Consider the following 25,129-nt stretch of genomic DNA (forward strand, 5'->3'; position numbering starts at 1 on the left):
CGTTTCACGATCGGAAAAGCTGATGACCCTGGAATCCCATCTGTTGATTTGCTGCGCCTCGTCAAGCGAAGGCATGCTCGCGCTTCATCGGTTTGGCGGCGCGGCGGAGACGTTTACCCTTGCGGCCAACCCATCATTCCTGGCCGCGTCCGAGAAGACGCAAACGATCTACGCGGCCAGCGAAAGACCTGCAGGCCCAGGCCTTGTGACGCCGCTTGACCTTGGGGCGAACAGGCTGTCGGCCCGCACAGCGCAATCGACTGGCGGACACGCCGCCGTGCACCTCTGCCTTGACCGCACCGAACGCTTTCTGTTCGTCGCCAATTACCAAGCGGCGCGTGCGCCAGGGGACGCCTCGCTCACTGCCTTCGCACTTGTGGACGGCGGCGACCTCTCCGGCCCCATCGCTCATTTCGCGCATCAAGGCAGCGGTCCGGATCACGGGCGTCAAGAAGGGCCGCATTGCCACTGTGTCGCTATCAGCCCCGACAACCGCCGGCTCGTCGCTGTCGACCTCGGGGCCGACAGGCTGTTTTCCTACGCTTTTGATGCTCAGGCAGGCAGCCTGCGAAGCGACCGCGAAACAGAAACGCCAGCGGGCGCCGGTCCGCGCCATGCCGTGTTTCATCCCAATGGCCGCATGCTCTATGTGACAGGGGAGCTGGATTCGACGCTTCTGGCTTTTTCGGTGAGCGATGATTGCCTGAGGCTGACGACCGGAACGCCGGCCACACAGCGCAAGGCCGACAGTCGGAACTATCCATCCGGCATCCTGGTCACGCCTGATGGCCATCACCTGCTGGTCGCAAATCGTGGCGCCGATACGATCGCGGTGTTCTGGCTCGATCCGCGCAGCGGCCTTCCGACGCTGAAGGCCGAATATGATTGCGGCGGCGCCTTTCCGCGCGCCATCCGCTTCGACCGCGCCGCGCGGCGGCTGGCTGTCGCCAATCAAAAATCCGATGGCGTCGCGCTGTTTGACTGGGATTTCGCCGAAGGAAAGCTATCGGCGGAGCCCACCGAGATCGTTTCGGTGAAAGCTCCGCTCGACATGCTGTTCGTCGATCTTCAGTAACCGGCGGTCCGCGCCACGACATGCTCCAGCGCCTCGCCGCGTTCGAAGCGGTCGATCTGCCGTTCGACATGGGCAAACAGCGCCGAGACATCCGAATCCGCAGCCGAATGCGGCGTCAGAATCACATTCGGCAGCGACCAGATCGCCGAAGTCTCCGGCAGCGGCTCGACCTCGAACACATCGAGCGAGGCCGATTTGAGCAGGCCCGACTGCAGCGCCTCGATCATGTCCGCTTCGACCTGGCTGCCGCCGCGGCCGGCATTGATGAACACCGGGCCGCCCAGCGCGCCATCCCGCTTCAGCTTCGAAAACAGTTCGCGATTGAAGATGCCGCGCGTCTCCGGCGTCAGCGGCAACAGGCCGACGAGAATATCGGATTGGCCGAGGAACCGGTCGAGATCATCAGCCGCATGCATGGCGACGCCGTCTACCGGCTTGCCGCTCTTCGACCAGCCGATGACATTGAAGCCCATGGCCTTGAGCTTGCGGGCGGCGTCAGAGCCGAGAACGCCCATGCCCATGACGCCCACGGTGAGATCCGCCGCCTCAGGCTGCGTCAAAGGCTTCCAGACGCGCGCGCGCTGCTGTGCGTCGTAAGCGAGATGCTGGCGCAGATGCATCAGGCACTGCATGACCACCCATTCGCTCATCCGCGTCGTCAGCGTGTGATCGACGAAGCGCACAAGCGGCAGGTCGGGCAGGCCCGGCAGCGTCAGGACGTGATCGACGCCTGCGCCGCCAGAGAACAGCACCTTGAGATCCTTGGCGCGCGCGAAGAGATCGTCCAGCGGCTTCCAGAGCAGAGCGTAAGAAATGCCGGAGAGGTCGCGATCGCGCTGGGCGGGGTCGGCGCGGTTGATCACCTCGCGCCCCGGAAAGGCCGTCTTCAAGCCCTCCGCCACCTGATCGGGATGAAAGCGGAGATCGACGATGATGGGGCTTTTGGTGCTCATACGAAACCTGTCACTGGCGGATGGCGGCGGTCTTGACCGCCTCGATGTTGAAGGCGGCGGCGAGAAGGGCCTTGGTGTACTCCTCGCGCGGATTGGCGAACAAGTCCCCCGCTGGGCCTTTTTCGACCACCTGGCCGTTGCGCATGACGATGATGTCATTGGCGAGCGCCCGGACCACTTTGAGATCGTGGGATATGAACAAATACGCGAGCTGATGCTTGACCTGCAGGTCGCGCAGGAGATCGACCACCTGCGCCTGCACGCTCATATCGAGCGCTGAGGTCGGCTCATCCAGCATCACGAATTTCGGCTTCAGCACCATGGCGCGGGCAATGGCGATGCGCTGGCGCTGGCCGCCGGAGAATTCATGCGGATAGCGATGCCGCGTCTCGGGATCGAGCCCGGTCTCGGCGAGCGCCTCGGCGACCGTGCGATCGCGCTCCTCGGCCGTCAACTGCGGCTCATGCACGAGAAGCCCTTCGCCGACGATGTCGGCCACCGACATGCGCGGGCTGAGCGATCCATAGGGGTCCTGAAAGACGATCTGCATCTGCCGCCTCAGCGGCCGCATCTCGGCGAAACCGCGCCCCTGAATATCCTGTCCGACAAAGGCGATGCGGCCTTGCGACGAGATCAGACGGGTCAGCGCCAGCCCGAGCGTCGTCTTGCCCGAGCCGCTCTCGCCGACGATCCCCAGCGTATGGCCGGCCTTGAGTTCAAGATCGACGCCATCCACCGCCTTCACATGATCGGTCACCCGGCGCAGGAAACCTGTCTTGATCGGAAACCACACCTTGACGTCGTCCGCTGAAATCACGATCGGCTTGTCGGCATCGGCCGCCGGCGGTTCGCCCTTGGGTTCGGCGGCCAGCAGCTTGCGGGTGTAATCATGCTGAGGGTTGGCGAAGATCTCGGCCGTCGGGCCCATCTCGACGATCTTGCCCTTGGTCATGACGCAAACGCGGTCGGCGATCTTGCGCACGATGCCCAAGTCGTGGGTGATGAACAGGATCGACATGCCATGCTCGCTCTTGAGCTTGCCCAAGAGTTCGAGGATTTGCGCCTGAACCGTCACGTCGAGCGCGGTGGTCGGCTCGTCGGCGATCAAGAGTTCCGGCCGGTTGGCGAGCGCCATGGCGATCATCACGCGCTGGCGCTGTCCACCCGACAATTCATGCGGATAGGCCGTCAACCGCTTTTCCGGGTCGCGGATGCCAACCTGGGTCAACAGTTCGATGACACGGGCGCGGGTGGCGGCGCCCCGGATCGGCTGATGCAGTTCGAGGATCTCGCCGATCTGCCGCTCGATCGAATGCAGCGGATTGAGCGAAGTCATCGGCTCCTGGAAGATCATGGTGATGTCGTCGCCGCGCACCTTGCGCAGCGCTTCAGGCTGGGCGCTGAGCAGATCCTGCCCCTTGAACAGGATCTGGCCGGATGGATGCGACGCTGAAGGGTAAGGCAGCAGTTTCAAAATCGAATTGGCGGTCACCGATTTGCCGGAGCCGGATTCCCCCACCAGCGCCACCACTTCGCCGCGGGCAATGTCGAAACTGACATGATCGACGGCAAGCGCTGTCTGGCCGCCCTGATGAAAGGCGACGGAGAGATCGCGAATGGAAATCAGCGGCTCGGTCATCGTATGAGATCCTTGAGAATGGCGGCCAAAGTCGGCGCATCGGGCCGGATCACCGGCGCTGGCATCAGCGCGATGCCGGTTAGGGGATGAATGACGGGCTCGCCGGTCTGGATACCCTCGTCCTGCGTCAAAAAATGCGAACAGCCGGCCTGCATCGCGGTGGCGACATGGATGGCGTCGGGCAACTTGAGCGACCGGCGCGCGGCGCGGAGAGCGGCGGCCAAGTCTAGAACTTGCTCGGACACTGGAACGACCGAGAGCCAGTAACTGCCCGACCTCAGTCCTGCATAAAACTGGGCCGCTGCAAGTGCGCGTTCTCGATAGGGCTTAACCAGCAACTCCGAAAAAGTCAGCGCGCTGGTGAGAAACCGGGGAGCGGTCTCCGACCGGCGATGTCCCGCGATCATCTCGCGCAGAGCATCGCCTTTTTCGAACTCGTCTTCGAGAAACGCGATCAAGATGTTGGTGTCGAAATACACCAGCGGGAACAAGGTCATTCCTCATCCCATTCATCGCGCAGGGCCCTGATGTCAGCCACCGCGTCTCTTAGAGACCTGGGTTCTTTCAGCGAGGCTCTTGCTTGCTGCAGCGTCGCCCAGAAATCCTCACCCTCGCCACGCGCCAACGGGGCATTCTCCGACTGTCGAGCTGCGCCCTCCTCGATCACCAGCCGCACCGTCTCCACCCCCGGAAACTGCGCGCGCAGGTCCTCGGGCAATTGCGAGACGGGATAGTGCTCGCGCACGATCTTGTTCATCGGCGGCCTCCTGGTCTGGACCGCGCCAACACTAAGGCCAAAACCCTGGGAAAGCGAGATCCCCTCATCCGAAGGTCTTTCGCGGGTCAAAGGCGTCGCGCACCGCTTCGCCGATGAAGATCAGCAGCGACAGCATGGCGGCCAGCGTGAAGAAAGCGGTGAAGCCCAGCCAGGGAGCCTGCAGGTTCGACTTTGCCTGGCCGACCATTTCCCCCAGCGAGGGCGAACCCGGCGGCATGCCGAGCCCAAGGAAATCGAGCGCCGTCAACGTGCTGATCGATCCCGACAGGATAAAGGGCAGAAAGGTCAGCGTCGCCACCATGGCGTTGGGCAGAAGATGCCGCCACATGATCACGGCGTTACCGACGCCGAGCGCGCGGGCGGCCCGGACATATTCGAAATTGCGGGCGCGGAAGAATTCCGCCCTGACAATGCCGACGAAACTCGTCCAGGAAAACAACAGCAGAATGCCGAGCAGAACAAAAAAGCCGGGCGGCAGGATCGAAGCCATGATCAGCAGGATGTAGAGCACCGGCATCGACGACCAGATCTCGATGAAGCGCTGGCCGATCAGGTCCGTCAATCCGCCGAAATAGCCCTGCACCGCGCCGATGGCGACGCCGATCACGGCCGAGGCCGCCGTCAGCGCCAGACCGAACAATACCGACAGCCGGAAGCCATAGATGATCCGGGCGAACACATCGCGGGCCTGATCGTCGGTGCCCAGCCAGTTCATGTTGCCCAGCGTGCAATTGGGGTCCTTGTCGGCGAGCGGATAGGCCGAGCAGCGCTGCTCTTCCGGCATCAGCCAGAAGGGCCTGGTCGGGGCCGAGGTCGGCACGAATGTGTTGGCGGTCAGATAGGAATAGCGGATCGGCGGCCAGATCATCCAGCCGTTTTCGTCGATCTTCTCGCGCACCAGGTCGGTCTTGTAATCAGTGGTCGGCAGGAAGCCTTCATCGCCGAGAAAGACCGCCTCCTCGTAATCCCTGAGGATGGGAACGTAGAATTCGCCCTTGAACGACACCAGGATCGGCCGGTCATTGGCAATGACTTCGGCGAACAACGAGAGGCCGAAGATCAGCATGAAGATCCAGAACGACCAGTAGCCGCGCCGGTTCGCCTTGAAATTGGCGAGACGCCGCTGGTTGACGGGCGTGAGCCAGGGTTTCTTGGTTGCCACGGCCATGATCACACCTCCCGCTTTTCGAAATCGATGCGGGGATCGACCCAGGTATAGATGAGGTCGGACAGGAGGCCGACGACCAGTCCGAGCAGCGAGAAGATGTAGAGCGTGCCGAACACGATCGGATAATCGCGCTTGATAATCGCCTCGTAGCCCATGCGGCCCAGGCCATCGAGCGAGAACAGGTTCTCGATCAACAGCGAGCCGGTGAGGAAGGCCGAGATGAAGGCGGCGGGAAAGCCGGCGATCACGATCAGCATCGCGTTGCGGAACACATGGCCATAGAGCACGCGATGTTCTGTCAGCCCCTTGGCGCGGGCTGTCACCACATATTGCTTCTTGATCTCGTCGATGAAGGAATTCTTGGTCAGCAGCGTCGTGGTGGCGAAGGAGGAGATGAGCAGCGCAGAGATCGGCAGCGTCAGATGCCAGATGTAATCGAGGATCTTGCCGCCGATGCTGAGCTGGTCGAAATTGTCGGAGGTCAGACCGCGCAGCGGGAACCAGTCAAAGAAGGAACCGCCGGCAAACAGCACGATGAGCAGGATGCCGAACAGGAATCCGGGCACAGCGTAACCGATGATCACCACGCCCGAGGTCCAGACATCGAAGCTCGATCCGTCCGACACCGCCTTGCGAATGCCGAGCGGAATCGAAATCGCGTAGGACAGAAGCAGCACCCAGACGCCGAGCGAAATCGACACCGGCAGCTTCTCGACGATCAGATTGACGACGCTTTCGTCGCGGAAGAAGCTCTGACCAAAATCAAAGCGGGCGTAATTCCAAACCATCTCGCCGAAGCGCTGCCAGGCGGGCTTGTCGAAACCGAACTGCTTTTCCAGCTTGGCGATCAGCTCCGGATCGAGCCCCTGCGCGCCCCGATAGCGGCCGGAACTGTCGGACGCCTCGTTGAACGACACCTCATTGCCGCCGCCCGAGAGCCGGTCGCCGCCGTTCTGGTCGGTGAGATCGGCGATCATCTGCTCGACGGGGCCGCCGGGAGCAAATTGCACGATGATGAAGGACAGAAGCAGGATCCCGAGAAGCGTCGGGATGATCAGCAGAAGCCGTCTCAGAATATAGGCGGCCATCTCAGCTTTCCCCTCGCGGGCCGCCGCAGGGCGGCGTGACTGTCAAGATCTGCAACGAGGTCTCCATGACGGGATTGGTCAGATATCGCGCTTGCATTAGTCTCACAGGCTTTCGCGAGGCTTCATTGGCCCTTGGCCCACCAGATCGAGGGAAAGCCCGAGGAATAGTGCGGCAATTCGGCAGGGCGCTCGAATTTATCCCAATAGGCGATGCGGTTCGTGCGCAGCGTATAGGACGGAACGATATAGTAATTGTGCAGCAGCACCCGGTCCAGCGCCTTGACCGCCGCTACTTGCGCGTCGCGATCGGGGGCGAAGATGATCTTGCGGATGATCGCGTCGATGGCGGGGTTGGAGATGCCGGCGTAATTCTGCGTGCCCTCCGCGGCGGCGGCTTTCGAGCCCCAATATTCCGCCTGTTCGGCGCCCGGATTAAGGCTCTGCGCCCAGCCCTGATACATCACGTCGAAATCGCGCTTGCGCCAGCGTTCGGTGAATTGCGAAGCGTCGACGGAGCGCACAGTGGCGGTCACGCCGATCTTCTTGAGATTGGCGGCAAAGGGCAACGCCACGCGCTCGATGATGTTGGAGCTCAACAGGATCTCGAACTGAAAGGGCTTGCCGGTCGTAACGTTGACCATGCGGCCGCCCTTGAGCTCCCAACCCGCCTGCTTGAACAGCCCCAGCGCCTTGCGCAGGTTCTGCCGGAGCTTGCCTTCGTCGCCCGCGACCGGGTTGGAATAGGGTGTCGTGAAGACGCTTGACGGCACCTTGTCCTTGAGTTCTGTCAGGATCTCCAACTCCTTGCCCTGCGGCAGGCCTGAAGAGGCCAGTTCCGAGCCGTAAAAATAGGAATTGATGCGGCTATATTGCCCGTAGAAGATCGTGCGCTTCAACGTCTCGAAATCGAAGGCGTAGTTCAGCGCCTCGCGCACCCGCGCATCCTGGAATTGCTCGCGGCGAAGATTGGGAATGAAGCCCACCATCACGCCAGACGAGCGATAATCGTTGGGCAGTTCCTCTTTCTTGACCTTGCCCTGCTGTACGGCTGGGAAGGTATAGGCGGTCGCCCAGCGCTTGGCCTCGTTTTCAGCCCAAAAATCGCTGTCGCCGCTGCGGAAGGCTTCGAATTCCACGTCGATATCGGCGTAATAAGTGTATTCGATCGTCTTGAAATTGTTATAGCCGATATTCACCGGCTGGTCCTTGCCCCAGTAATCGTCGCGAAGCTCGAATTTCAGCGTCGAGCCGGGAGACACCGCCACGAGCTTGTAGGGGCCGGAGCCCATCACCGGCTCCAGCGAGGTGGCGCCGACATTGCGTTTGACGCCGCGGGCGTCCGTTGCCTCCCACCAATGCTTGGGCACGATGGTCAACTGCCCGACGGTGGCGACCAGGTCACGATTGTTCTTTTCGTCGAAGGTGAACTTCACCTCGCGCTCGCCGGTTTTTTCGGCCTTGACGACATGCTGATAATAGAAGGCCTTTGCGGGGTCGAACTCCTTGGCCTTGTCGAAGGAGAAGATCACGTCCTCGACGCTCACAGGCTTTCCATCAGCCCAGGCCGCTTTGGGATTGAGACGATAGGAAACCCACGAATAATCCTTGGGATAGGAAACGCTCTCGGCGATCAACCCATAGGTGGACAAGGGCTCGTCGAGCGACGGCTTCATCAGCGTCTCATAGACCAGCGCCGCCACGGGCAAAGCGAGATTGCCCTTGTTGGGGATCGGATTGAGCGAGTCGAAGACGCCGAATTCGGAGAGGCGCAACACGCCCTGCTTGGGCGCTTCGGGATTGACGTAATCGAAATGGCTAAAGCCGGGCTTGTACTTCAATTCTCCGAGGCTGGAGACACCGTTGGTCCAGAACCCTTCCTCCGAAAAAGCCGGCGCTGCGGCAAGCCCCGCGATCAGCGCGATGGCCGGGGTGAGTGTTCCCAAACGTGCGAAAAAGCCCATGAAAAACGCCTGCTGTTCGATGTTCGAATCTTGCTTATTATCTTATGTGAAAAAAGGATCGTGGCAAATTTGCCATTGCCGCGCCTCCTTTTCCCAGCAATTCGGCGCAGCGGCCAATTTCAGCCAAGTTTGATGTATTCTGATCCGCAAATCACTTGCCTGACGCGGCAGACGCGGCGGCAAACGAAGGATGCGCAATTGATGCGGAAATTTATGAAAGCGGGGCTGGCCGCGGTTTTGATGCTGGCGAGCGCACTAAACGCCGTCGCCGAAGAAGCCACGCCCGCCAAGCAATTATTCGGCAAGGTCACCCTGCCCTCGCGTGGGCAGGCCGCGTCGATCGGCTTCTACGCCAAGGGCTGCCTGTCGGGCGGCGTCGCCATTCCCGTCGATGGCCCTGCCTGGCAGGTGCTGCATCTGTCGCGCAATCGCCGCTGGGGCAATCCGCGCATGATCTCGTTGCTTGAACAGCTGTCGCATGACGGCCAGCAGAAGGCGGGATGGTCCGGGCTGCTGGTCGGCGATATTTCCCAGCCGCGCGGCGGGCCGATGTTGACGGGACACGCTTCCCACCAGATCGGCCTTGATGCCGACATCTGGCTAACGCCAATGCCGAAGCGGGAGCTTTCCTACGAGGAACGCGAGAAATTTCCGGAGAATTCCGTGCTGCGCAAAGGCGCGCTGACGGTCGACCCCAACAAATGGACGCCGGCGCATGCCCGGATCATCATGCTGGCGGCGAGCTATCCGGAGGTCGAGCGCGTCTTCGTGCATCCCGGCATCAAGAAGAAGCTCTGCGAGAGCTGGCGCGGCGATCGCGCATTGCTCTCCAAGGTCCGGCCGATCTATGGCCATCACTATCATTTCCACATCCGCATGAAATGCCCGCCAGGGGCGAAAGGCTGCACTGACCAGGCAGATCCGCCTGATGGCGACGGCTGCGGCAAGCCGCTCGCCTGGTGGTTCACCGACGAACCCTGGGGCAACAACAAGCCGAAAACGCCGCCGAAGAAACCGGTCAAGCCGGTGAAACCACGCCAGCTGACGCTCGCCAATCTGCCCAAGGCCTGCGCCATGGTGCTCGGCGCGCCATCGGTGGGGGCAGCCGCGGCGGCCGAATATGAGCCCGCGATGGGCGTATCCGCCGATCCGGCTCCGGTCTCCGCCTTCGCCGCTGCGCCGTCGGTCGGCGACGACTTCGCAGCTTTTGCGCTTATCGGCCCCGCGCCCATTCCCCGGGCGCGACCGCTCGATCAGTAACGCTCTCTTCGCGTTTGCGAAATTTCATGGAACTTTCATGCGGGAGGCTGTTCCCTTCCCGCATTTTCCGTGTTAGCAGCCCTCGTCATCTTCCGAAAGGTTTTCCGCTTGCGGCGTCCCGGCCGCAGCGTCCAGGTATAAGGAACATGGCATGGCCCGCATCATTGAGACCATCACCGGCCTAGAGGCCCTCACCTTCGACGATGTGCTGTTGCAGCCCGGACATTCCGAGGTCATGCCGGGCCAGACCAACATCACCACCAAGATCGCCCAGGACATTGAGCTGAATTTGCCGCTACTGTCGGCGGCCATGGACACGGTGACGGAAGGCCGCCTGGCGATCGCCATGGCGCAGGCCGGCGGCCTCGGCGTGATCCATCGCAACCTGAACCCAGAAGAGCAGGCCGAGCAGGTTCGCCAGGTCAAGAAGTTCGAAAGCGGCATGGTGGTCAATCCCGTCACCATTGGTCCGGAAGCCACGCTCGCCGAAGCGCTTGGCCTGATGAAGGCGCATGGCATTTCGGGCATTCCGGTGGTGGAAAATCACACCGGCGGCCGCACCGGCCGGCTCGTGGGCATTCTGACCAATCGTGACGTTCGCTTCGCGAGCAATCCCAACCAGAAAATCTACGAATTGATGACGCGCGAAAACCTGATCACGGTGCGCGAAAATGTCGATCAGGGCGAAGCCAAACGCCTGTTGCATCATCATCGCATCGAGAAACTTCTGGTAATCGACGATTCCGGCCATTGCATCGGCCTGATCACCGTCAAGGACATCGAAAAGTCGCAGCTCAACCCGCATGCCTCCAAGGATGCGCTCGGTCGCCTGCGCGCCGCCGCCGCCACCTCGGTCGGCGATGATGGTTTCGAGCGCGCCGAACGGTTGATCGACGCCGGCGTTGACCTCCTGGTCATCGACACGGCGCATGGCCATTCCCAGCGCGTTCTCGACGCGGTGACGCGCGCCAAGAAACTCTCCAATTCCGTGCGCATCCTCGCCGGCAATATCGCAACGCCGGCCGGCGCGCAGGCGCTGATCGACGCGGGCGCGGACGCGGTCAAGGTCGGCATCGGCCCGGGCTCGATCTGCACCACCCGAATCGTCGCCGGCGTCGGCGTGCCGCAGCTTGCGGCCATCATGGGCGCTGTCGATGTGGCCAGCAAGGCCGGCATTCCGGTGATCGCTGACGGCGGCATCAAGTTTTCGGGCGATTTCGCGAAAGCCATGGCCGCAGGCGCATCGGCCTGCATGATCGGCTCTCTGCTCGCCGGCACCGACGAAAGTCCCGGCGAGACCTATCTTTACCAGGGCCGCTCCTTCAAGGCCTATCGCGGCATGGGCTCGGTGGGCGCGATGGCGCGCGGCTCTGCAGACCGCTACTTCCAGGCGGAAGTGCGCGACACCTTGAAGCTGGTGCCCGAAGGCATCGAGGGCCAGGTGCCCTATAAGGGTCCAGTGTCTGCCGTGCTGCACCAGCTCGCTGGCGGCCTTCGCGCCGCCATGGGCTATGTCGGCGGTAAAGATCTGATTGATTTCCAGGAGAAGGCGCAATTCGTGCGCATCTCCGGCGCTGGCCTGCGCGAAAGCCATACCCATGGCGTGACCATCACCCGCGAAAGCCCGAACTATCCGGGCGGCGCGTGATCTCAGCGCAATCAGCTTCTCAGGGGCGGCTCGAAAGGGCCGCCTTTTTCAATTTGCGGATATCGAAACTCCGACTTGCGACAATTTAATTTGTGCGCCGCACATGGAATTTCCATATGCTCTGGGTAGCCTCGCTTTCATCGGCGACAGGAAGGACTGAGCATGGAGAATGGACACGACAAGAAGATCCTGGTGCTGCAGGGCGGCGGCGCGCTCGGCGCGTATCAGGGCGGAGCCTATGAAGCGCTGCATATAAGCGGCATCAGGCCGGAATGGATTGCCGGGATCTCGATCGGCTCGATCAATTCCGCCATCATCGCCGGCAGCCCGCCGGAGAAACGGGTGGAGCATCTCAGGCAGTTCTGGGAAAAAGTATCGTCCGGCCCCTCGGCGCTGCCCTATATGCTCGACCAGCCCTTGCGCAAATGGTTCAATGAATATTCTGCGGCCCTCAACGCGATGATCGGCGTCAATGGCATGTATCTGCCGCAGGCCTTCATGCCATGGCAGTATCTCGCCAAGCCGGAGGCGCGGATCAGCTTTTATGATACGACGCCGCTCATCGACACGCTCGACGAACTCGTCGATTTCGAGCTGATCAATCGCCGCAAAGTGAGGCTATCGGTTGGCGCGGTCAATGTCGTCAATGGCAATTTCGCCTATTTCGACAATTTCCAGGACAGGATCACCGCCCGCCACATCGCCGCATCCGGCGCGCTGCCGCCCGGCTTTCCGCCTGTTGAGATCGACGGCAATTTCTACTGGGACGGCGGACTGGTCTCCAACACGCCGCTGCAATGGGTGATGGACCAGCGCAGGACGTCCGACGATCTCTGCATTTTTCAGGTCGATCTGTTTTCGGCGCGCGGCCGCATGCCGCAGGACATTTCTGACGTGCTGGCGCGCGAAAAGGAGATCCGCTATTCGAGCCGCACCCGCATGAACACCAATGAGGCGGCCCGCAACGAACGTATCGACAAGGCCATCCGCCGGCTGCTCAAGAAGCTTCCAGCCGACCTCGCCGACGATCCGGATGTCAAATTCCTGCGTCGGCAGGAAGATATGGGCGCAGTGACCATCGTGCATCTGATCTACAGGCGCAAAGCCTATGAGACTCATTCCATGGACAACGAGTTTTCGCGGCTGACCATGGAGGAGCATTGGAAGGCGGGCTATGACGACGTCATGGAAACCCTGTCCTGCCAGAGTTGGAGAAACCGCGAAATTCCCCAAGATGGCTTCGTTGCCATCGACCATTGGAAGAGCTGGGCGTAACGCGCCGCGAGCATGAGGAGAAAGCCATGAAACTGAAGGACAAAGTCGCCATCGTCACCGGCTCGGCCAGCGGGCTCGGCTACGGCATCGCCAAGCGCTATGTCGAGGAAGGCGCACGCGTCGCCATCGCCGACCTCAAGATCGACGCCGCCAACGCCGCCGCCGCTGAGCTCACCAAACTGGGTCCGGGCGAAGCGATCGGCGTCGAGATGGACGTGACCAGCGAGGATGCCGTCAATGCCGGCGTCGCCAAGGTTGCCGAGACCTGGGGACGCGTTGACATTCTCGTTTCCAATGCCGGCATCCAGATCGTCCACAAGATCGAGGAATTCCCCTTCGCCGACTGGAAGAAGATGCTCGCCATCCATCTCGATGGCGCCTTCCTCACCACAAAGGCCTGCATTCCGCTGATGCAGAAGCAGGGCGGCGGCGCGATCATCTATATGGGATCGGTCCATTCCAAGGAGGCGTCACCGCTGAAGGCCGCCTATGTCACCGCCAAGCACGGCCTGCTCGGCCTCGCCCGCTCGGTCGCCAAGGAAGGCGGCCCGTTTAAGATCCGCTCCAACGTCATCTGCCCCGGCTTCGTGCGCACGCCGCTGGTCGAAAAGCAGATCCCGGAACAGGCCAAGACGCTCGGCATTTCCGAGGAAGAGGTGATCAAGAAGGTCATGCTCGGACAGACGGTGGACGGCGAATTCACCACGATCGAGGACGTCGCCGAAGTCGCCCTCTTCTTTGCGGGCTTCGAGACCAATGCACTGACCGGTCAGTCGGTGATCGTCAGTCACGGCTGGCACATCGAATAACCCTATGAAACGAGCCGGGCGTTCGTCCGGTTCCATCACATTGTTTTGACGGCGGCGCCGGCATTCTCCGGCGCTTTCGTCTCGATTTTCACGCCTTGTCGGGGTCATTGTCCTCTTCAGCATTGAAGGAGGCCGCCATGGACAAGCCGAAAATCACGCAGGCGATGATCGACGCCTATGACGAATACACCCATCTGACCCTCGACCGGCGCGATTTCATGCGCAAGCTGCAGCTGCTGGCGGGCTCCGCCGGCGCGGCCGCCGCCATTGCGCCGCTGATCGGAGCAAGCGCCGCCCAGGCGGAAATCGTCGCTCCTGATGACGACCGGCTGGAAACCACCACGACCACCTATCGCGGCGCGCCGGGCGAAATCTCGGCCTATATCGCCGCGCCCAAGGACCGACCGGGCAAACTGCCGACGGCGATCGTGATCCACGAAAATCGCGGTCTCAACGCCCATATCAAGGACGTGACCCGGCGCATGGCGCTCGAAGGCTTCCTCGCCATCGCGCCCGATCTTCTATCCCCCTCGGGCGGCACGCCGGCCAATGAGGATCAGGCGCGGGGCGATATTTCCAAACTCGACCAGCCGATGACCACGTCAAACCTGATGGCGGCCATGGCGTTCCTGAAGACGCATCCGCGCTCCACGGGCGCGATCGGCGCCGTCGGCTTCTGCTGGGGCGGCAGGCAGGTCAATCTGCTCGCGGTCGCCGCACCCGAGCTCAAGGCCGGTGTCGCCTATTACGGCGCGCAGCCGCCTGTCGAGGAGGTCGCCAAGATCAAGGCGGCGCTGATGCTGCATTACGCCGCCCTCGACGACCGCATCAACAAGGGCATCGACGCCTATAAGCAGGCGTTGGAAGCCAACAAGAAGGACTTCCAGATCTTCATCTATGACGGCGTCAACCACGCCTTCAACAATGATACGTCGGCCGCCCGATACGACGAGAAGGCCGCCGACCTCGCCTGGTCGCGGACGGTGGACTTCCTGAAGGCGAAGTTGGTCTAACCGCCTCAGGCGACGACGAACCGGATGCGGCTGCCCCAGGGATCGAGCGTTTCCACCGTATCGCCCTCTTCCCGGTGATCCAGCCCTCGACTGTTGAGACGTTCGCGCAACCCGTCCATCAGCTCCGGCGCGCAGGCGAACACCGCCTCATCCAGCCCCGACATGGCCTCGGGACGTTTGCCTGCGCCCCTGCTCTGCCAGATATTGGAGCCGACATGATGGTGGTAGCGGCCATTGGCAAAGAAGGCGGCGGAACTGTCGGGCAGAAGCCGCGTCAGATCGAGACCAGCGGCGCCGACATAGAAGTCGCGCGCGGCGGCGACGTCGCCGACCCGCATATGAATATGACCGATGCGCAGACCCGAGGGCGCGGAATAATTCGGCGTCGGCGTTCGCGGCAAGCCGGCCACGAGACCGTCCATGTCGAGCTGCTCGGTGGCCATGACCACGCCGCCCTTGTCCCAGGTCCATTGCATCGGTGAGCGGTCGGCATAGACCTCGATGCCATTGCCTTCGGGATCGTCGAGATAAAGCGCTTCGGACACGAGATGATCGGCAAAGCCGGTAAAGGGAGCGCCGTTGAGATAGGCGTGAATGAGCCAGGCGCCGAGCGTCCGGCGATCGGGCATCAGGAAGGCGGTGTGATAGAGACCGGCCGACACCTTGTCGTCGGGCTGGTCATCCGGTTTTGCAAGCAGCGTCAGCAACAACGCTCCGTCCTTGCCGAGTTCGGACTTGGCGACGTCGCGCGCCAGCAGATCGAGGCCGATCACCTCGCGGTAAAAGCCGGTCATGCGATTGAGATCGCGCACCCGAAGCGTCACCGAGCGCACATGGATAGGCGTGGTCACCGCGAAGGAACTAGACGGATTGGCGCGAGGCGTCTGCTCCGCCGCGCGGGCCACGAAGGGACTGCCGGACAAAGCAATCGCACCCGTCGCGATAAAATGCAAAACCGCCCTGCGGCCGATGCTGTTGGCGTTCATCGTGTCTATCCCCGTTTTTTCCGCGATTAGCAGTTTGGGGTGAGAACAGGAAGCACACGCGCCATCACGATCCGTTGAAGGCGTCAGCCGCGACGGATGAGAAACACATGGCCGCCCGCGTCACGCTCCTGGGCGACGAGGGCGTGGCCATCCTCCTGGCAGAAATGCGGAATGTCGAGGCCGGCAAGCGGATCGGTGGTGAGAATGCGCACGAGCGCGCCGCCGGGAAGCGAGGCGAAAGCCTTGCGCGACTTGAGCACCGGCAGCGGGCATTTCAGTCCCTTGAGATCGAGCACGAGATCGGGCTCGGCCGACACCATCACCAGACTTTCCAGAACGGCTTCTTCTGGTCGGCGGCGGGGACGGATTGCGGCGCGGCGGCGGGCTGTTCGACCGTAGCGACTTCACCGGCGACAGTCGCGGGCGCGGCGGCGGCGGGCGAAGTCCTCGCCGTTTTCCCGACCGGCGTCGAGGCGGTGGTCGCGACGCTTCCCATCGCAGCCGCGGGATCGGCGCTGGCCTGCTGCGTGGGCATGCTCTGCGGCGGCTTGCGACGGAAGAAGGACCACACCGTATTGTCGTTTTCAGCCGCGGGCTGGGCGGCGGCCTGCATCACCGGCTTGATCGGATTGGGCTGAGGGATCGGCGCCTTGACGCGTCCCTGCGCCTTGGCCAGCCGCTCTTCTTCCTTGCGCTTGGCGTCCGCAGCCTTCTTGCGCGCCTCAAGTTCGGCGACCGAGATATACTCGACCTTTGGCGGCTCGTTGTTCTTGATCGCCTCGACCTTGGCGTAAGCAGCCGAATAGCTGGTGACCGTATCGGAGGTCGGCGTCAGCTTGGCTGAGGGGTCGACGAGCACATATTCGGCGTCGTTGGGGATCGCCTTCTTCTTGCCCATGCGGCGCGCGAGCCGTTCCTGCGCCTTGCGATCGAATTCCGCCACATCCTTCCAGTCGCTAGGCCCCCATTTGATCGTGGCCTTGGCGAATTCGGTCTGATAGGTCTTGTCGTAAGTTGCGTAGGCGCTCAGAAGCGACTGCGGCGTAGAGTCCGCTGGGCATTTGCCAGCGGCGCTGAAGCGGCCACCCACCTGGTTGAAGACATATTTCTTTTCGCAGACCTCGACCTCGGGCGGCCGCTTGGTGATCTCAAAATAATCGTAGCCGGTCTTGAGGTTCTGCCAGAACGGATAATGTTCGGAATGGCGGTGCTTGGCCATGTTCTCCGCCGTCATGCGGAAAGGATAGGCCTGGATCTGAAAGGCCTTCTGGCCGCCCCGGAAGGCTTCGCGCGCGAATGCGTAAATCTGCAGCACGGCCGCGTCCGACATCGAGTAGCAGCCCGCCGATGAACAGGCGCCATGCACCATCAAATTGCTGCCCGACCGGCCATAGGCGCGGTCGTATTTGTTGGGATAGCCGATGTTGAAGGAGAGATAATAGCTCGAATTCGGGTTCATCTGACCGGGCGAGACCGTGTAGAAGCCTTCGGGCGCCTGACGGTCGCCTTCCTTCTTCTTCGGGCCCAACTGGCCCGACCAGGCGCAGATCGGATAGGTGGCGACGAGCTGATAGCGGTTGTTCATATCCGCCTTCCAGATCTCCATCACTTCTTCTTCCTTGAAGATGCGCATCATGATCGGAGAAGAAACGGAAATATTCAGCTTGCGCAGTTTCTGCTGCATCTTGGCGGGGAGCGGATGTTCGACGCGATTGTTGACCGCGACGATCTCCAGCGTCTCCTGGGTGCAACCGGTTAACGCTCCGAGAGCGAGCGCCAGAGCCAAACCCATGCCGATACGCTTTGCAACCATGTCCGCCATCACTTCAAGGGCCCTGTCAGGGCCGGGAATCACGTCAGCTACGCCTTATAGGACAGAATTCGTTAACGGAATATTCACATCCCGTTAATCATATCAAAGCCCTAGCGCGGACAGGCCGCATTTTCGGCGACGCCATGACAGAGCGGCGCGAATATGGCCGAGTTTTGGCGGCCCTCGACGAAAAGCTTACAGATTGCGGCCCATTTCGAGAAATTTCTGCCGACGCTCGGCGCGCAGGTCGTTTTTCTGCGCCAGATCGGCCAAGGCGGCGGCGATCACGTCGCCGGTCGCGGCGATCACCCGCTCGGGATCGCGATGGGCGCCGCCCACTGGCTCAGGGATGATGCCGTCGATCACGCCGAGCGCCTTGAGGTCTTCGGCGGTGATCTTCATGTTGGACGCGGCTTCCTTGGCGCGCGCTGAATCGCGCCACAGGATCGAGGCCGCGCCTTCTGGCGAAATCACCGAATAGATCGAATGCTCCAGCATATAGACTCGGTTGCCGGTGGCGATCGCGATCGCGCCGCCGGAGCCGCCTTCGCCAATCACCACGGACACAATCGGCGAACGCACATTGAGGCACATTTCGGTGGAGCGGGCGATGGCTTCGGCCTGGCCGCGCTCCTCGGCGCCAACGCCGGGATAGGCGCCCGCCGTATCGACCAGCGTCACCACCGGCATGTTGAAGCGGTCGGCCAGCTCCATGATGCGGATCGCCTTGCGATAGCCTTCCGGACGGGCCGAGCCGAAATTATGTTTGAGGCGAGCCTTGGTGTCGCTGCCTTTTTCCTGACCGATCAACGCCACCGGCTGACCGCGAAACCGGGCGAAGCCAGCCTGGATGGCGTCGTCATTGGCGAATTTCCGATCGCCGGCGAGCGGCGTGAATTCGGTGAACAGCGCCTTCTGATAGTCCATGAAATGCGGACGCTGCGGATGGCGCGCGACCTGCGTCTTCTGCCATGGCGTCAGCTTGGAATAGATGTCGGCCATGGCGTCCCGGGCGCGGGTTTCCAACCGGGCAATCTCTTCCGACGTGTCGATGCTTTCGTTCTCGGTCGCGATATTCTTCAGTTCGAGAATCTTGCCTTCGAGATCGGAGATCGGTTTTTCGAAATCGAGATAATTGTACATCAGCTTCCGTTCCGGCTTTCCAGTTCAGCGTCTGGCCGTGGGTTTTGCGGGTCTAATCCCTGTTTTTGGCCTGTTTGGCAAGAGGGTGATGCGTTTCCACCAGTTCCCTGAGCTTTTCATCCAATACATGGGTATAGATTTGTGTCGTGGAAATGTCGGAATGTCCCAACAGTTCCTGCACCACGCGCAGATCGGCGCCATGGGCCAGCAGATGGCTTGCAAAGGCGTGGCGGATCACATGCGGAGACAGCTTGTCGGCGGAGATGCCCGCGCGCGCGCCGAGCGCCTTGAGATCCCTGGCGAAGACCTGGCGAGCGAGATGGCCGGACGCGCTGTCGGCCGGAAACAGCCAGTCGAATTCCCGGTCGCCGTGAACGCGTCGCAATTCTTCTCCGAAAGCCGCGATCGCCGCAATCGCCGGCTTGGTCAGTGGCACCAGCCGCTCCTTGTTACCCTTGCCCCTGATGATGAGAAAACGGCCCTCTTCGGCCAGCACCCGCGCCGGCAGCGAGACCAGTTCGCTCACACGCATGCCTGTGGCGTAGCAGAGTTCCACCAGAGCCAGCAGCCGGAGCCGCTCCAGCCGTCCCGGCCCCTCCGCCTTCGCCTCTTCGGCAGACAGCGCGAGCAGCCTGACAACGTCCTGTTCGCTCAGCGTCTTGGGCAGAGGGCGGCCCTTTTTCGGAGCGTCGAGAATGCCGGTGGGATCGTCGCCGCGCAGATTTTCGGCATAGAGAAACTTGTAGAATTGCCTCAGCGCCGAAAGCCGCCGCGCCTGCGAAGACGCCTTATAGCCCTCCTGGGCCATATAAGCGAGAAAGGCCTTGAGATCCTCTGATGTCGCCGACAACAGCGTCACGCCGCGACTCTTCAAAAAGGACCTGACTTCCTCGATATCCTTTTCATAGGATATCAGCGTGTTCTGGGCGGCGCCGCGCTCGGCGCTCATCATTTCGAGAAAGGCTTCCGCATGCGCCGCCGATAAATCCATCATGCATTTACGTCCTATGGGGCGGGATTGGTGCGGGCGGCAGGTATCTCGATCACCGCCGCCCGCTCGCGCGGTTCAACCAGATAGGCGAGCGAAAACAGAATGGCGTAGACGAATCCGACGAGAATGGCGCACCAATAGAGAAATCTGAAAAGGGTGGGCATGGGCCTCGACATCCGGCGGACTTGGATACAAGCCGCGAAACTAGTTCCCCAACTCTTTACAGACTCCTTCGAAATTGAGCAAATCCCTGTCGTCCTTTCCCGCCGCCGCTTGACGCCAGCGCCAGTTTTTCCGATAGGAACCAAGGATGATGGCGGCCGTGAGGCCGGAGAAAGGGTCAGATGGACGTGTTCAGCCACGCCGGCGACGACAGCGCCGAACGCGCGCGCCGTGCGCTCGGCAAGCGCAATCTCGTTCTCGTCGGCCTGATGGGCGCGGGCAAGTCGGCGATCGGCAAGATCGTCGCCCATGAACTCGCCATTCCCTTCGTCGATTCCGACCACGAGATCGAGCGCGTCTCGCGCATGACGATTTCAGAATTGTTCACCGCCTATGGCGAGCCGGAATTTCGCAAGCTCGAAAGCCGGGTCATCCGGCGCCTGCTTCGCACCGGGCCGCGGGTGCTATCGACCGGCGGCGGCGCCTTCATGACCGCCGAGACCCGCGACGCCGTCCGGCAGAACGGCTTGTCGCTCTGGCTCGACGCCGATCTTGACACGCTGTGGGACCGGGTCAGCAAACGCGACACGCGCCCGCTGCTGCGCACGGAAAATCCGAAGAAAACGCTCGAAGACCTGATGATCGCCCGCTATCCGATCTATGCCGAAGCGCATCTGAGGGTAAAATCGCGCGACGTCAAAAAAGAACAGGTTGCCGACGAAGTGATCGCCGCCATCGCCGGGACCCTTGTCGAGCCCGAGAACGGAAAAGACATATGAGCATTGAAGCTGCCAGCACCGTCCATGTCGATCTCGGCGAGAGGTCCTATGACATCCTGATCGGGCCAGGGCTGATCGGCAATGCCGGCGAGGCCATCGCCAGCCGCCTCAAAGGCAAGCGCATGGCGGTGATCACCGACGAGCATGTCGGCGCGATCTATCTCGGCCCGCTGACCGAAAGCCTGGCGGCCCAGGGGATTTCGGTGCATCCGCTGACCCTGCCGGCCGGCGAGAAGACCAAGAGCTTCGCGCATCTGATGACGGTGACCGATCATGTGCTCGACGCCAAGATCGAGCGCAATGACGCGGTGATCGCGCTGGGCGGCGGCGTGATCGGCGATCTCACCGGCTTTGCCGCCGGCATTGTGCGCCGTGGAACCCGCTTCATACAGATCCCGACCTCGCTCTTGGCCCAGGTCGATTCCTCCGTCGGCGGCAAGACCGGCATCAATGCCCGCCAGGGCAAGAACCTGATCGGCGTGTTCCACCAGCCCGATCTGGTGCTGGCCGACAGCGACACGCTGACCACGCTGTCGCCGCGCGAATTCCGCGCCGGCTATGCCGAAGTCGCCAAATACGGTCTGATCGACAAGCCCGATTTCTTCGAGTGGCTAGAGACGAACTGGCGCGACGTTTTCGCCGGCGGCGACGCCCGCATCCACGCCATCGCCGTCTCCTGCCAGGCCAAGGCCGATGTCGTGGCCAAGGACGAGCGTGAAAACGGTTTGCGCGCGCTTCTCAATCTCGGCCACACCTTCGGTCATGCGCTGGAAGCCGCCACCGCTTACGATTCCGCCCGGCTCGTGCATGGCGAAGGTGTGTCGATCGGCATGACGCTCGCTCACCAGTTCTCGGCGCGCATGAATTTGGCCAGCCCCGATCTCGCCGCGCGCGTCGAGGCCCACCTCAGGGCGGTTGGCCTGCCGACGCGCATGGACGAGATCCCCGGCGAACTGCCGCCGGCCGAGATACTGCTCGAGGCGATCACCCAGGACAAGAAGGTCAAGAGCGGCAAGCTCACTTTCATCCTGACGCGCGGCCTGGGCGAAAGCTTCGTCGCCGACGACGTTCCGGCGTCAGAGGTGCTTACCTTCCTCCGGGAAAAGCGAGGCTGAGGCATGAGCGATACCGGCTTCTGGCGACGCTTTTGGTCGTCCCTGTTGGGACGGCCCGACCCTGTCGCGGAAACCGAACGCCATGACGACGGCGGATCGCCGGCCCAGAACGGGCGCAACGGAGCGCAGAACGGCCGCGACAGACCGCATGGCTGGGCGGAACTCGACGAGCGCGAGATCGCCGACATCCTGATCCATCGCACCCGGATGAAGGCGCTGAACGCCGACGATCCGCCCGAGGTCAATATCAGGGCGATTCTCGACAGTCCCTTCACCCGCATGCCCGTCTGGCGCGGCTCGATCGACAATATCATCGGCGTCCTGCATTCCAAGGATCTGCTTCGAGCGCTCGCCGAATCCGGCGCGACGCCCGAGACGCTCGACATCGTCAAAATCGCCGACAAGCCCTGGTTCGTGCCCGAGACCACCAGCCTGCGAGACCAGCTCGGCGCTTTTCTCAAGCGCAACACGCATTTCGCCATCGTCGTCGACGAATATGGCGACATGCAGGGCATGGTCACCATGCAGGACATTCTCGAAGACGTGCTCGGCGACATGACCGACGACCGCGATATCGGCCTGCAGGGCGTGCGCAAGGAGGCCGACGGCTCGATCGTCGTCGATGGCGCTGTTACGGTGCGCGATCTCAACCGCGCCATGGGCTGGAGCCTGCCGGACAGCGAAGCGACCACCATCGCCGGCCTTGTCATCCACGAATCCCGTTCGATTCCTGACGAACGTCAGGCCTTCACCTTTCACGGCAAGCGCTTTATCGTGATGAAACGGCTTAAGAACCGCGTGACCCGCCTGCGAATCCGCCCTGCCGAGGCAGTTTCGACGCCCAAGGCAAAGCCCGCCGCGCAGCCTTGATTTAATCGATTGAAATAACTAGTTTCCGGCCAGCATGAACATCGGGAGAAGACCGTGCAGACCATCCTCGCCAAGTTGAAGGACGTAGCCCACGCCACCCAGGCCACCGATATCCGCGCCGCCTTCGCCGCCGACGCCGGACGATTCGACGCCTATCACGCCTGGTTCGAAGACCTCTTGATGGATTATTCGAAGACGGCTGTGAATCAGGAGATCATGGCGCTCCTGACCGAGCTCGCCGCCGCCGCTGATGTCGCGGGCAAGCGCGAGGCGATGTTCAAGGGCGAGATCATCAATTTCACCGAAGGCCGCGCCGTTCTGCACACCGCGCTGCGCAACCGATCCAACGCCCCCGTGCTCGTCGACGGCCGGGATGTGATGGGCGACGTCAACGCCGTCATCGCCGCCATGGGCAAGTTTGCCGAAGGCGTGCGCTCGGGCGCGATCACAGGCGCCACCGGCAAGAAGATCACCGATGTCGTCAATATCGGCATCGGCGGCTCCGATCTCGGTCCCGTGATGACAACGCTGGCGCTCGCACCCTATCACGACGGCCCGCGCCTGCATTACGTCTCCAATATCGACGCCGCCCATATCGCCGACACGCTGAAGCTTCTCGATCCCGAGACCTCGCTGTTCATCGTCGCGTCCAAGACCTTCACCACCATCGAGACGATGACCAACGCGCAGACCGCGCGGGCCTTCATCGCCAAGGCGCTGGGCGAAGGCGCCGTGCAGCATCATTTCGCCGCCGTGTCGACCGCGCTCGACAAGGTCGCCGCCTTCGGCATCGACGCTGCCCGTGTATTCGGCTTCTGGGATTGGGTCGGCGGTCGCTATTCGATCTGGTCGGCCATCGGCCTGCCCCTGATGCTCGCCATCGGCGAAAAGGCGTTCGGCGAATTCCTCGACGGCGCGCATGCGATGGACAACCATTTCCGCTCCGCGCCGCTCAACAAGAATATCCCGATGCTTCTCGGCCTGATCGGCTATTATCAGCGCAACGCGCTCGGCTACACATCGCGCGCCGTCATTCCCTATGACCAGCGCCTCAGCCGCTTCCCGGCCTATCTGCAGCAGCTCGACATGGAATCCAACGGCAAGGGCGTGACCATGGACGGCAGCCCAGTCGCCGGTTCTTCCGGCCCCGTCGTCTGGGGCGAACCCGGCACCAATGGCCAGCACGCCTTCTTCCAGCTCCTGCATCAGGGCACCGACACGATCCCGGTCGAATTCATGATCGCCAAGACCGGCTTTGAGCCGGAGTTGCGCTATCAGCACGAGTTGCTGATGTCGAATTGCCTGGCGCAGTCGCAGGCGCTGCTCAAGGGTCGCAGCCTTGAAGAGGCCAAGGCGCAGCTGTCGGGCATGGGCTGGGATCAGGCCAAGATCGACCATATCGCGCCGCATCGCGTCTTCACCGGCAATCGTCCGTCGATCACCTTCGTCTATGACCGGATGACGCCGTTCGCGCTCGGCCGGCTGATTGCGCTCTATGAGCATCGCGTCTTCGTCGAAGGCGTGCTGTTCGGCATCAACTCGTTTGACCAGTGGGGCGTCGAGCTCGGCAAGGAACTCGCGACCGGCCTCCTGCCGGTGGTGCAGGGCAAGAAGGCAACAGACGGCCTCGATTCCTCGACCGCCGGCCTCGTCGCCGCTCTGTCCTGATCATGATCACGCGCGGGAGCATCCTGTTCCCGCGCCATTCCGGTGAGCGCCGATGAATTGGGACGACATCCGCATCTTCCTCGCCGTCGCCCGCACCGGCCAGATCCTCGCAGCCTCCCGGCGCCTCGGCCTCAATCACGCCACGCTGTCGCGGCGGTTGACATCGCTGGAAGAAGCGCTGGAAACCCGCCTTTTCATCCGCCGCACCAATGGCTGCGAGCTCACCGCCGAAGGCGAGACCTTCCTTCTTTCCGCCGAGCGGATGGAAAACGAAATGCTGGAGGCGCAGGCCCGGCTCGGCCGCACCGACGCGGCGATCGCCGGCACGGTGCGCATTGGCGCGCCCGACGGCTTTGGCGTTTCCTTCCTCGCCCCGCGCATCGGACGTCTGATCGAGCGGCATCCGGAACTGCGCATCCAGCTCGTGCCGGTGCCGCGCTCCTTTTCGCTGTCGAGCCGCGAGGCCGATATCGCCGTCACGCTGGAGCGACCGGAACAAGGCAGGCTCGTTTCCTCAAAGCTCACCGACTATACGCTCGGGCTCTATGCGTCGCGCGGCTATATCGAACGCTTCGGTCTTCCGACGAGCGCCGATGACCTCAAGGCGCACCGGCGCATCGGCTATGTCGAGGACCTGATCTTCTCGCAATCGCTGAACTTTACCGGCGAAGTCATGCGCAATTGGTCGGCAGGCTTCGAGATCTCCTCGGCGATCGGCCAGACCGAGGCTGTCAGGGCGGGCGCCGGCGTCTGCATCCTGCACAATTATATCGCTCGCCATCATGCCGATCTCGTGCGGGTTCTGCCTGAAATCGCCATCACCCGAAGCTACTGGACGATCTTTCACGAAAGCGTTCGTGATCTCGCCCGTGTCCGCATTGTCGCAGACTTCCTGCACGAGATCGTGCGGGAGGAAAAAGGCGCATGGTGAGACA

Annotated in this window: 23 protein-coding genes and 1 pseudogene; 11 read left to right on the forward strand and 13 right to left on the reverse strand. The window is 62.2% G+C overall.

Translation table 11 applies throughout. The features are described 5' to 3' along the window. Positions 1–22: 22 nt before the first annotated feature. A complete protein-coding gene (locus tag M2360_RS01475) occupies positions 23–1,075 on the forward strand; it encodes a lactonase family protein (protein ID WP_280772593.1) in 1,053 nt (350 codons plus the stop codon). Here the strand turns inward: M2360_RS01475 and M2360_RS01480 are convergent. The 7 genes from M2360_RS01480 to M2360_RS01510 all read right to left on the reverse strand — a co-directional run bounded on the left by M2360_RS01480 (position 1,069) and on the right by M2360_RS01510 (position 8,662). Beyond that, complete coding sequence (locus M2360_RS01480; protein WP_280772594.1) at positions 1,069–2,028, reverse strand: glyoxylate/hydroxypyruvate reductase A; 960 nt, start codon at positions 2,026–2,028, stop codon at positions 1,069–1,071. The two genes, M2360_RS01475 and M2360_RS01480, sit on opposite strands and share 7 nt — an antisense overlap. A 10-nt stretch (positions 2,029–2,038) precedes the next feature. Continuing rightward, positions 2,039–3,667, reverse strand: coding sequence for an ABC transporter ATP-binding protein (locus M2360_RS01485; RefSeq protein ID WP_280772595.1), 1,629 nt, complete (start codon positions 3,665–3,667; stop codon positions 2,039–2,041). Further along, entirely contained in the window at positions 3,664–4,164 is a 501-nt protein-coding gene (locus tag M2360_RS01490; protein WP_280772596.1) for a PIN domain-containing protein, read from the reverse strand. The genes M2360_RS01485 and M2360_RS01490 overlap by 4 nt, the downstream gene beginning before the upstream one ends. After that, complete coding sequence (locus M2360_RS01495) at positions 4,161–4,424, reverse strand: hypothetical protein (RefSeq protein WP_280772597.1); 264 nt, start codon at positions 4,422–4,424, stop codon at positions 4,161–4,163. Before M2360_RS01495 ends, M2360_RS01490 begins: the two co-directional genes overlap by 4 nt. Before the next feature lie 64 nt (positions 4,425–4,488). Continuing rightward, a complete protein-coding gene (locus tag M2360_RS01500; protein ID WP_280772598.1) occupies positions 4,489–5,613 on the reverse strand; it encodes an ABC transporter permease in 1,125 nt (374 codons plus the stop codon). A 2-nt stretch (positions 5,614–5,615) separates the two neighbouring features. After that, on the reverse strand, positions 5,616–6,701 hold the full coding sequence (locus tag M2360_RS01505) for a microcin C ABC transporter permease YejB (protein WP_280772599.1): 1,086 nt from the start codon (positions 6,699–6,701) through the stop codon (positions 5,616–5,618). Positions 6,702–6,823: 122 nt separating this feature from the next. Beyond that, the gene (locus M2360_RS01510) at positions 6,824–8,662 is read right to left on the reverse strand and encodes an extracellular solute-binding protein (RefSeq protein ID WP_280772600.1); all 1,839 of its coding nucleotides are present in this window, start codon (positions 8,660–8,662) and stop codon (positions 6,824–6,826) included. A gap of 201 nt (positions 8,663–8,863) precedes the next feature. Between M2360_RS01510 and mepA the strand changes: the two genes are divergently transcribed. The 5 genes from mepA (at position 8,864) to M2360_RS01535 (ending at position 14,667) form a co-directional block, all read left to right on the forward strand. Then, positions 8,864–9,922, forward strand: coding sequence for a penicillin-insensitive murein endopeptidase (gene mepA / locus M2360_RS01515; protein ID WP_280772601.1), 1,059 nt, complete (start codon positions 8,864–8,866; stop codon positions 9,920–9,922). A gap of 151 nt (positions 9,923–10,073) precedes the next feature. Further along, positions 10,074–11,570: an IMP dehydrogenase gene (guaB, locus tag M2360_RS01520; protein ID WP_280772602.1), complete on the forward strand. Its 1,497-nt coding sequence runs from the start codon at positions 10,074–10,076 to the stop codon at positions 11,568–11,570. A 162-nt stretch (positions 11,571–11,732) separates the two neighbouring features. Continuing rightward, entirely contained in the window at positions 11,733–12,845 is a 1,113-nt protein-coding gene (locus tag M2360_RS01525) for a patatin-like phospholipase family protein (RefSeq protein ID WP_280772603.1), read from the forward strand. A gap of 26 nt (positions 12,846–12,871) precedes the next feature. Next, a complete protein-coding gene (locus M2360_RS01530) occupies positions 12,872–13,654 on the forward strand; it encodes a 3-hydroxybutyrate dehydrogenase (RefSeq protein ID WP_280772604.1) in 783 nt (260 codons plus the stop codon). A gap of 137 nt (positions 13,655–13,791) precedes the next feature. Beyond that, a complete protein-coding gene (locus M2360_RS01535; RefSeq protein ID WP_280772605.1) occupies positions 13,792–14,667 on the forward strand; it encodes a dienelactone hydrolase family protein in 876 nt (291 codons plus the stop codon). A gap of 5 nt (positions 14,668–14,672) precedes the next feature. On the opposite strand, the gene M2360_RS01540 is transcribed toward M2360_RS01535, so the two are convergent. The 6 genes from M2360_RS01540 to M2360_RS01565 form a co-directional block, all read right to left on the reverse strand. Then, complete coding sequence (locus M2360_RS01540) at positions 14,673–15,653, reverse strand: VOC family protein (protein ID WP_280772606.1); 981 nt, start codon at positions 15,651–15,653, stop codon at positions 14,673–14,675. An 83-nt stretch (positions 15,654–15,736) separates the two neighbouring features. Further along, on the reverse strand, positions 15,737–15,973 hold the full coding sequence (locus M2360_RS01545; protein WP_280773059.1) for a sulfurtransferase TusA family protein: 237 nt from the start codon (positions 15,971–15,973) through the stop codon (positions 15,737–15,739). After that, a complete protein-coding gene (locus tag M2360_RS01550) occupies positions 15,973–17,475 on the reverse strand; it encodes a murein L,D-transpeptidase family protein (RefSeq protein WP_280772607.1) in 1,503 nt (500 codons plus the stop codon). Before M2360_RS01550 ends, M2360_RS01545 begins: the two co-directional genes overlap by 1 nt. Before the next feature lie 186 nt (positions 17,476–17,661). Beyond that, the gene (locus M2360_RS01555) at positions 17,662–18,609 is read right to left on the reverse strand and encodes an acetyl-CoA carboxylase carboxyltransferase subunit alpha (RefSeq protein WP_280772608.1); all 948 of its coding nucleotides are present in this window, start codon (positions 18,607–18,609) and stop codon (positions 17,662–17,664) included. A 52-nt stretch (positions 18,610–18,661) separates the two neighbouring features. Further along, positions 18,662–19,603 (reverse strand): site-specific tyrosine recombinase XerD, encoded by a 942-nt coding sequence (locus tag M2360_RS01560; protein WP_280772609.1) that lies wholly within the window; start codon positions 19,601–19,603, stop codon positions 18,662–18,664. A gap of 11 nt (positions 19,604–19,614) precedes the next feature. Then, the gene (locus M2360_RS01565) at positions 19,615–19,764 is read right to left on the reverse strand and encodes a hypothetical protein (protein WP_280772610.1); all 150 of its coding nucleotides are present in this window, start codon (positions 19,762–19,764) and stop codon (positions 19,615–19,617) included. A gap of 180 nt (positions 19,765–19,944) precedes the next feature. Here M2360_RS01565 and M2360_RS01570 point away from each other — a divergent pair, with 180 nt between their 5' ends. From M2360_RS01570 to M2360_RS01590, 5 genes and pseudogenes are all read left to right on the forward strand, one after another. Then, positions 19,945–20,541 (forward strand): shikimate kinase, encoded by a 597-nt coding sequence (locus M2360_RS01570; RefSeq protein ID WP_280772611.1) that lies wholly within the window; start codon positions 19,945–19,947, stop codon positions 20,539–20,541. Next, complete coding sequence (aroB, locus tag M2360_RS01575) at positions 20,538–21,656, forward strand: 3-dehydroquinate synthase (RefSeq protein ID WP_280772612.1); 1,119 nt, start codon at positions 20,538–20,540, stop codon at positions 21,654–21,656. Before M2360_RS01570 ends, aroB begins: the two co-directional genes overlap by 4 nt. Before the next feature lie 135 nt (positions 21,657–21,791). Further along, positions 21,792–22,526 (forward strand): annotated as a pseudogene (locus tag M2360_RS01580) (transporter associated domain-containing protein); the annotation flags it as partial. A gap of 54 nt (positions 22,527–22,580) precedes the next feature. After that, positions 22,581–24,194 (forward strand): glucose-6-phosphate isomerase, encoded by a 1,614-nt coding sequence (pgi, locus tag M2360_RS01585; RefSeq protein WP_280772613.1) that lies wholly within the window; start codon positions 22,581–22,583, stop codon positions 24,192–24,194. A gap of 52 nt (positions 24,195–24,246) precedes the next feature. After that, positions 24,247–25,125 (forward strand): LysR family transcriptional regulator, encoded by an 879-nt coding sequence (locus M2360_RS01590; protein WP_280772614.1) that lies wholly within the window; start codon positions 24,247–24,249, stop codon positions 25,123–25,125. The last annotated feature ends 4 nt before the right edge of the window (positions 25,126–25,129 follow it).

Source organism: Rhizobium sp. SG_E_25_P2 (assembly GCF_029892285.1).
Taxonomy (GTDB): domain Bacteria; phylum Pseudomonadota; class Alphaproteobacteria; order Rhizobiales; family Rhizobiaceae; genus Rhizobium_E.

Excerpts from the sequence above, each read along its gene's own strand:
- M2360_RS01545 (WP_280773059.1), bottom strand. The coding sequence starts at position 15,973 with ATGGTGTCGGCCGAGCCCGATCTCGTGCTCGATCTCAAGGGACTGAAA.
- M2360_RS01570 (WP_280772611.1), top strand. The coding sequence starts at position 19,945 with ATGGACGTGTTCAGCCACGCCGGCGACGACAGCGCCGAACGCGCGCGC.
- mepA (WP_280772601.1), top strand. The coding sequence starts at position 8,864 with ATGCGGAAATTTATGAAAGCGGGGCTGGCCGCGGTTTTGATGCTGGCG.
- M2360_RS01525 (WP_280772603.1), top strand. The coding sequence starts at position 11,733 with ATGGAGAATGGACACGACAAGAAGATCCTGGTGCTGCAGGGCGGCGGC.
- M2360_RS01555 (WP_280772608.1), bottom strand. The coding sequence starts at position 18,609 with ATGTACAATTATCTCGATTTCGAAAAACCGATCTCCGATCTCGAAGGC.
- M2360_RS01560 (WP_280772609.1), bottom strand. The coding sequence starts at position 19,603 with ATGATGGATTTATCGGCGGCGCATGCGGAAGCCTTTCTCGAAATGATG.
- M2360_RS01540 (WP_280772606.1), bottom strand. The coding sequence starts at position 15,653 with ATGAACGCCAACAGCATCGGCCGCAGGGCGGTTTTGCATTTTATCGCG.
- M2360_RS01565 (WP_280772610.1), bottom strand. The coding sequence starts at position 19,764 with ATGCCCACCCTTTTCAGATTTCTCTATTGGTGCGCCATTCTCGTCGGA.
- M2360_RS01490 (WP_280772596.1), bottom strand. The coding sequence starts at position 4,164 with ATGACCTTGTTCCCGCTGGTGTATTTCGACACCAACATCTTGATCGCG.
- M2360_RS01500 (WP_280772598.1), bottom strand. The coding sequence starts at position 5,613 with ATGGCCGTGGCAACCAAGAAACCCTGGCTCACGCCCGTCAACCAGCGG.
- M2360_RS01495 (WP_280772597.1), bottom strand. The coding sequence starts at position 4,424 with ATGAACAAGATCGTGCGCGAGCACTATCCCGTCTCGCAATTGCCCGAG.
- M2360_RS01550 (WP_280772607.1), bottom strand. The coding sequence starts at position 17,475 with ATGGCGGACATGGTTGCAAAGCGTATCGGCATGGGTTTGGCTCTGGCG.
- M2360_RS01535 (WP_280772605.1), top strand. The coding sequence starts at position 13,792 with ATGGACAAGCCGAAAATCACGCAGGCGATGATCGACGCCTATGACGAA.
- M2360_RS01505 (WP_280772599.1), bottom strand. The coding sequence starts at position 6,701 with ATGGCCGCCTATATTCTGAGACGGCTTCTGCTGATCATCCCGACGCTT.
- M2360_RS01510 (WP_280772600.1), bottom strand. The coding sequence starts at position 8,662 with ATGGGCTTTTTCGCACGTTTGGGAACACTCACCCCGGCCATCGCGCTG.
- M2360_RS01480 (WP_280772594.1), bottom strand. The coding sequence starts at position 2,028 with ATGAGCACCAAAAGCCCCATCATCGTCGATCTCCGCTTTCATCCCGAT.
- guaB (WP_280772602.1), top strand. The coding sequence starts at position 10,074 with ATGGCCCGCATCATTGAGACCATCACCGGCCTAGAGGCCCTCACCTTC.
- M2360_RS01475 (WP_280772593.1), top strand. The coding sequence starts at position 23 with ATGACCCTGGAATCCCATCTGTTGATTTGCTGCGCCTCGTCAAGCGAA.
- M2360_RS01485 (WP_280772595.1), bottom strand. The coding sequence starts at position 3,667 with ATGACCGAGCCGCTGATTTCCATTCGCGATCTCTCCGTCGCCTTTCAT.
- M2360_RS01530 (WP_280772604.1), top strand. The coding sequence starts at position 12,872 with ATGAAACTGAAGGACAAAGTCGCCATCGTCACCGGCTCGGCCAGCGGG.
- M2360_RS01590 (WP_280772614.1), top strand. The coding sequence starts at position 24,247 with ATGAATTGGGACGACATCCGCATCTTCCTCGCCGTCGCCCGCACCGGC.
- aroB (WP_280772612.1), top strand. The coding sequence starts at position 20,538 with ATGAGCATTGAAGCTGCCAGCACCGTCCATGTCGATCTCGGCGAGAGG.